This is a genomic window from Rhizobium sp. CNPSo 3670, assembly GCF_057784555.1.
In genome coordinates this window covers 1-5,759 of record NZ_JBXSOL010000073.1, presented here as the reverse complement: position 1 = coordinate 5,759, position 5,759 = coordinate 1, and the positions used below count along the sequence as shown (strand labels likewise).

Below are 5,759 nucleotides of genomic sequence, written 5' to 3'. Positions count from 1 at the left end.
TCAGAAGTAGGTAAGCTAGTGCTTTATTCCCTTCCGGCGAACGACCTTCTCGGCCGTCAGAAACAGGATGCGCATGTCGAAACCGACGGAGCGTCGCTCAAGATATTCGACATCGAATTTCACCTTCTCCGGAATCGGCAATTCGTCACGCCCGTTTATCTGCGCCCATCCGGTCAATCCCGGCAGGAGCTTGTCGACGCCGTGCGCCGTCCGCAATTCGATCAGATCATATTGATTGTAGAGCGCCGGGCGCGGCCCGACGAAACTCATCTTGCCCGCCAGAATGCACCAGAGCTGGGGCAGTTCGTCGAGACTGGACTTGCGCAGAAACGAGCCGATGGGCGTCAGAAACCGCTCGGGATTTTCGAGCAGATGTGTCGCGACTGTCGGCGTGTCGACGCGCATGCTGCGGAATTTCGGCATCAGGAAGATCTGATTGAAACGCCCGATACGTTTTGACCAGTAGAGGATCGGTCCTGGCGACGTCAGCCGGACACTGAGAGCGACGACAAGGATCGGAACGAGCAGGATGACCGAAGCCACCAAAGCCAGGAAAAAATCCACCGCGCGTTTCAAGCCCATTCCCCGTACTTCTTCCATTGCCTCTTCAGCGGATTTCCGCCCATACGTCACAGCGCCGTATCGTCAAAAACCCTTTCGCGTCAACTCCAACCGCAAGCTTTCTTCACTGAACGCCGGCCGATCGTCGATCAGATCCTTGCCTTGTATTCCTAGGCAAAGGGGCTCACTTCGAGCTTGGAACGCACGACGTAGCCGCTGCCATCAGATCGCGCCCAACCGCGCCCTATGGTCCACAGGCGCCAATCTCTGGCAGGCCTACAGAAGCGGGCCTCTGGCAGGAAAGGATCTTCGATCAGCGTATGGGCGAAATCCATCACCGTCTCCCGCTCGCCAGCTGCCCTTCGATCGCCTTTGTCGGCATCGGCTTTGGCACCCAAGGTAGCGATGCTGCGGTGGCCGCACCAAGCGCCAATTCCATTATAGATGATATGCTGTTTCTGGTCGCTATGGGCTCGTTCTCATTGTTTACTGCAGTAAACTTCCTGCACGTTTCCGGCCTCACGATTTGTGAATGAGGGCGACGATTTCCGTATTAACCGCCTTCATCGCCTCCCTCGCGCCGTCATAGTCGCGCGGGTAAACTGCCTTCGCTCGGCCTCATAAAGTGCGTGGTTTGTCATCGCCGCATTGGAGATCTCGATGCTGCGCAGCATTGGATTGGTGTGTTGACGTCGCCCTCGACCTCCGCGTGAAAGCCGTGTGGGAGGGGACGCTGCGCATCGAGATTGACGGCAAGAAGCCGGTGACCGCCACGGCAACATGCTGGGCAAGACGCGCGGCACTCGTCGTCTTGCCGCTGCCGTCCCTGAAGACGTGGCGATGACGCATATAACGCGTTCCGGCGCGCGCATTATGCTCAAGGAAGCCACGCATCTCCCCTTTTGCTCCGCCGCATACGATCGGCGGCGCCCTATGCGACCAAGACCGACGGCATAGCAAAATTTGGCAGTGCCCAGCCCTCGTACCGCGGAGGCGCAACTCGCGGTCGGCGAGGATACGATATCCGGCCTCATCTGAACTTGATATCGCTCGCCTTCTGGGAAACGCGGACGTTCCAATCCCGTAGAGCATCGCACGCTTCGGCTCGCGTGGGTGCGCCGAGGCGGCCGCCGAACACTTGGCATTTCAGCGCCGCCGCCATGGACGACAATCGCATCGTCTCTCCGATCGGCATGCCTTCTGCGATCGCCAGCGCGAAAACGCCGTGGAAGATGTCGCCGGCCGCAAGCGTGTCGATGGCCCTCACTTTCGGCGCGGCGAGGTGACGGATGTCGCCGCTTGCATCGTCGAACCACAGGGAGCCGTTTTCCCCAGCCGTGACGCTGATGAAGGCATGTTCGAATTTCCGCTTCAGCAGGCCGACGCTTTCCACAAGATCCGTCGTCCCGGCAAGCCGCTCGGCAGCCGGCTGCGAGAAGACGATGTGGCTCGCCGCCGGCGCCAGCATCTCGATGACGCCCTCGCCCGCAACGTCACCGTCGAGAATGGCCGGCTTGGCCGCCCCCCTCGCCGCCAATAGCGTCGCCAGCGCAAGCTTCGGCCATCGCACGTCAACGAGCACCGCATCGAAGGTGGAGACATCCTGCTCGGTGACCGGTTTGACCGTATCGTGCAGCCGCGCATCGTAGAAGGGCACGATCAGGCGCTCACCCTCATCATCGATGAGGATGGTCGAGACGGCCGAGCGGGCGCCCCGCACAACCGTCATGCCGCTCGTGTCTATGCCGCTATCCGCGAGATCGGAAATAATGCGTTCGCCCGTGGCATCGTCGCCGACCGCGCCCCAGAGGCTGGCATTGCCGCCAAGCCGGGCGACGGCGAATGCCGCGCTCGACGCCATGCCTTCGGCGATCTGCAGCATTTCATAGGGCAGGATCTTGCCCTGGCCGGTGGGCAGCGAGCGCACGCGGAACAAGGTGTCGAGCACCGCCGCGCCGACGCAGAGCACGCGGCGCGCAGGACCGGAGGCGGCTCGAAGGCGGAAGAAGCCGTCAAAATCTCTGTCTCACCTGCTCACTTGACGGCGCCCGCCGTCAGGCCCGCCACGATCTGCCGTTGCGCAAACACCGTCAAGATCAGGACCGGCAAGGTGACGATCAATGCGGCGGCCGCGAGCGGTCCCCAGCTGACCTGTTCGAAAGACAGCATGTTGTAGACGGCGACCGGCAGCGTGCGCGTCTCGCGACTGGCGAGCACGATGCCGAACACGAAATTGTTCCAGGAAAAGATCACCGACAGGATGAAGGCGACGACGATGCCGGGCCTTGCGATCGGCAGGGCGACCAGGCGGAAAACCTGCCAGGGTGTCGCGCCGTCGATGCTTGCAGCCTCCTCCAGCTCCATCGGCGTCGTCTCGAAATAGCCGATCATGATCCATACCACGATCGGCACGGTGACGACGAGATGGATGATGATCTGGGGCATCAGCGTGCCGAGCAGGTTCAGCCACTGGAACAAGAGGAAGAGCGGAATGAGGAAGGACAGGCCCGGCGTCATGCGCGCGATCATGATGACCATCGCCGATTTCTCAGCCTTCAGACGCGCGATGCCATAGCCGGCCGGCACGCCGATCAAGAGCGCCAGCAGCGTGGCGCTGCCGGTCACCAGCAGCGAATTCCAGAGATAGAGGAAGAAATTATTCTCCTCGAAGACCTTCACATAGTTCGACCAGGCGAAACGCTCCGGGATGAAGATCGGCGGATAGGCGCCGTTGTCGATCTCATATTTCAGCGACAGCGAGATCATCCAGAGGAAAAACAGGACGACCGGCGAGATCATCACCAGCGCAACGAACAGCAGTCCGATGCGATCGAGCGTCTTGCGCTTCATCAGCGTGCCTCCCCGTCAGACCAGTTCACGCGCTGCCGGATCATCATGAGGACGAAGGAGAGCAGCACGATGAGGATGAAGAAGACGACCGCCATGGCCGAGCCGTAGCCGATGTCGTAATAGGCGAAGGCGGTGTTGTAGAGATAGATGTTGATCGTTTCCGAGGCGGTGCCGGGGCCGCCCTGGGTCATGGCATAGATGATGTCGAAGCTCTTCACGGCATCGATGCTGCGGATGATAACCGCAATCATCAGGAAGGGCGCGATCATCGGCAGAGTCAGATAGCGGAATTTTTGCCAGACATTGGCGCCGTCGATCTCGGCGCTCTCATAAGGTTCGCGCGGAACCGCCGCCAGGCCACCGAGCACGATCAGCATGACGAGCGGCGTCCACTGCCAGCTTTCGACAAGGACCAGCGAGGGAATGACGCTCGCCTGATTGTAGATCCACTCCTGCGGGCCGATGCCGATGAAGGAGAGGAGATAATTGAGCACGCCGAGCTGCGGGTGGAACATCATCGTCCAGACCAGCGCGATGGCGACGGGGGTCGCCATCATCGGCATCACGAATATGCCTCGAATGAGGCCGCGCAGCGGGAACCTGGCATCGAAGATCAGTGCGGCGAGCGTCCCCAGAAAAAGGGGAAGCAGCACGGAGAGCGCCGTATAGAGCACCGTATGCCACAGCGACTCCCAGAACCGCATGTCGGTGGCGAGTCTGATATAATTGTCCAGCCCCGCAAAGACCTGCGACTGGCCGAGCGTCCAGCTGTTGACGCTCATCCACACCGTGAACACCCATGGAAAGACGATGACGCCCGAGATGACGATGAGCGCCGGGATGACGAAGGGCCAGTAGTTGGGAGCAAACCGGTCCGGTTTGCTCCCTCCTTTCGACGCCTTGGCCATAGCGGCCGTTTCGATGCCTGCAGAGGCCATTATCACTCGCTTTTCGCCAGGACCGGTTCGAACTGGGCCGTCGCCTTCTTCAGTTCGGTTTCCGGATCGGCGCCGCCGATCATGTTGGTGAGGCCGACGCCATAGATGTCACGGAACTCGGTGACCGGAATGATGACCGGCAGGGCGAGCTGGGAAATCTTGCCGGAGCCGGCAACGGCATCCAGCCATGAGCCGGGCATCTTGACGCCTTCGCGGACCTTCGCATCCGCAAGGACGGACTGGCGGAACGGAACGCCGGCGCCGGCCTGCAGCAGGCGTGCACCCATGTCGTGCGAAATCGCCCACTGGCAGAACAGATAGGCTGCTTCCTTCTTCTGGCTTGCCGCGACGACGCCGAGACCGTCGCCGAAGGTTCCGGCGGCTTGCGCCTTCGGTCCTTTCGGCATGATGCCGTAACCGACCTGGCCAACGACGCGCGACTTTTCCGGATTCTCGATCGGCGGAGCAAAACCAACGCCATCAAGCCACATGCCGATCTTTCCCTGAAGGAAGGCAGACTGGGCCTCTGCCCAGTTGAAGCCGGAGACGCCGGGAGGCGCGGTCTTGGTCATCAGTCTCTGGTAAAGCTTGGCCGCATCGATCGCTTCCTGCGATGTCGTGCGCAGCTTGCCGTCCGGGCCGAGCGGGCTCGAACCATAGCCGAGCAGCAGTGTCGTCCAGACCGGCGTATTGGCGTTCTTCAGGCCGCGGGCGACGAAGCCGTAGGTGTTGGCGGAGGCATCGGTGAGCGCCTCTGCGGCGCTTGCCAATTCCTCGAAGTTGGTGGGGTAGGCGAGCCCCTTCTTCTCAAACAGCGCCTTGTTCCAGTAGATGATCCAGTAATCGACCGAGAAAGGCAGCGACCGCAGAATGCCGTTGGCATCCTTGGCGAATGCAAGGCCTGCTTCGGCGAAATCGCTTTCCACCAAGGAGGGGTCGGTCAGCGAAGCGTCCTTGAGGAAGCCGCTGATATCGGCAAGCCAGCCGCCTTTCTCGAATTGCCGTTTCTGGACGTGGTAGCTCAGGTGCACAACGTCGAAGCTCGGTTTTCCGGAGCTCAGCTCGATGGTCGTCTTCTGGCGCTGCTGCTGTTCGGGCGTTGCTTCGGCATTGACCTTGATGCCGGTGAGCTCCTCGAATTCGGACAGGTACTTGGTCAGGATTTCGCTGCGCGGGCTCTTGACCAGGTTGACTTCGAGCGTTGTGCCGGCGAAGCGCTTCCAGTCGACCGCAGCGGCTGCCGGCCGCATGCCGAACATGCTGCTGGCGCCAAGAGCGGCGGTGCCCGCCAGAAATCCGCGCCGCGTCGGGTTGAAGAATGATGGCATGTCTATCCTCCTCTTTTGCCGGTGATCTCCTCACCCCCGGCGGTTTATTCTCGATTATATCCTGAGCGCACGATCCCTTGCA

Annotated in this window: 6 protein-coding genes and 1 pseudogene; 2 read left to right on the top strand and 5 right to left on the bottom strand. The window is 61.1% G+C overall.

Translation table 11 applies throughout. The features are described 5' to 3' along the window. Window positions 1-15: 15 nt before the first annotated feature. Window positions 16-582, bottom strand: coding sequence for a sugar transferase (locus AC13QO_RS29685; protein ID WP_085781406.1), 567 nt, complete (start codon window positions 580-582; stop codon window positions 16-18). A gap of 299 nt (window positions 583-881) precedes the next feature. On the opposite strand from AC13QO_RS29685, the gene AC13QO_RS29680 reads away from it, so the two are divergent. Together AC13QO_RS29680 and AC13QO_RS29675 are read left to right on the top strand one after the other, a co-directional pair. Continuing rightward, window positions 882-1,097 (top strand): hypothetical protein, encoded by a 216-nt coding sequence (locus tag AC13QO_RS29680; RefSeq protein WP_085781405.1) that lies wholly within the window; start codon window positions 882-884, stop codon window positions 1,095-1,097. 173 nt (window positions 1,098-1,270) lie between these two features. Then, window positions 1,271-1,405: a hypothetical protein gene (locus AC13QO_RS29675; RefSeq protein ID WP_285192323.1), complete on the top strand. Its 135-nt coding sequence runs from the start codon at window positions 1,271-1,273 to the stop codon at window positions 1,403-1,405. A gap of 186 nt (window positions 1,406-1,591) precedes the next feature. Here the strand turns inward: AC13QO_RS29675 and AC13QO_RS29670 are convergent. The 4 genes and pseudogenes from AC13QO_RS29670 to AC13QO_RS29655 form a co-directional block, all read right to left on the bottom strand. After that, window positions 1,592-2,577, bottom strand: a pseudogene (locus AC13QO_RS29670) (sugar kinase). A gap of 18 nt (window positions 2,578-2,595) precedes the next feature. Beyond that, window positions 2,596-3,411, bottom strand: a complete 816-nt coding sequence (locus AC13QO_RS29665; protein WP_085781403.1) for a carbohydrate ABC transporter permease — start codon at window positions 3,409-3,411, stop codon at window positions 2,596-2,598. Beyond that, window positions 3,411-4,349: a carbohydrate ABC transporter permease gene (locus AC13QO_RS29660; protein ID WP_085781402.1), complete on the bottom strand. Its 939-nt coding sequence runs from the start codon at window positions 4,347-4,349 to the stop codon at window positions 3,411-3,413. Before AC13QO_RS29660 ends, AC13QO_RS29665 begins: the two co-directional genes overlap by 1 nt. 2 nt (window positions 4,350-4,351) lie before the next feature. Continuing rightward, on the bottom strand, window positions 4,352-5,677 hold the full coding sequence (locus AC13QO_RS29655; RefSeq protein WP_488542738.1) for an ABC transporter substrate-binding protein: 1,326 nt from the start codon (window positions 5,675-5,677) through the stop codon (window positions 4,352-4,354). Window positions 5,678-5,759: the final 82 nt, after the last annotated feature.

Excerpts from the sequence above, each read along its gene's own strand:
- AC13QO_RS29660 (WP_085781402.1), bottom strand. The coding sequence starts at position 4,349 with ATGGCCTCTGCAGGCATCGAAACGGCCGCTATGGCCAAGGCGTCGAAA.
- AC13QO_RS29685 (WP_085781406.1), bottom strand. The coding sequence starts at position 582 with ATGGGCTTGAAACGCGCGGTGGATTTTTTCCTGGCTTTGGTGGCTTCG.
- AC13QO_RS29655 (WP_488542738.1), bottom strand. The coding sequence starts at position 5,677 with ATGCCATCATTCTTCAACCCGACGCGGCGCGGATTTCTGGCGGGCACC.
- AC13QO_RS29680 (WP_085781405.1), top strand. The coding sequence starts at position 882 with ATGGGCGAAATCCATCACCGTCTCCCGCTCGCCAGCTGCCCTTCGATC.
- AC13QO_RS29665 (WP_085781403.1), bottom strand. The coding sequence starts at position 3,411 with ATGAAGCGCAAGACGCTCGATCGCATCGGACTGCTGTTCGTTGCGCTG.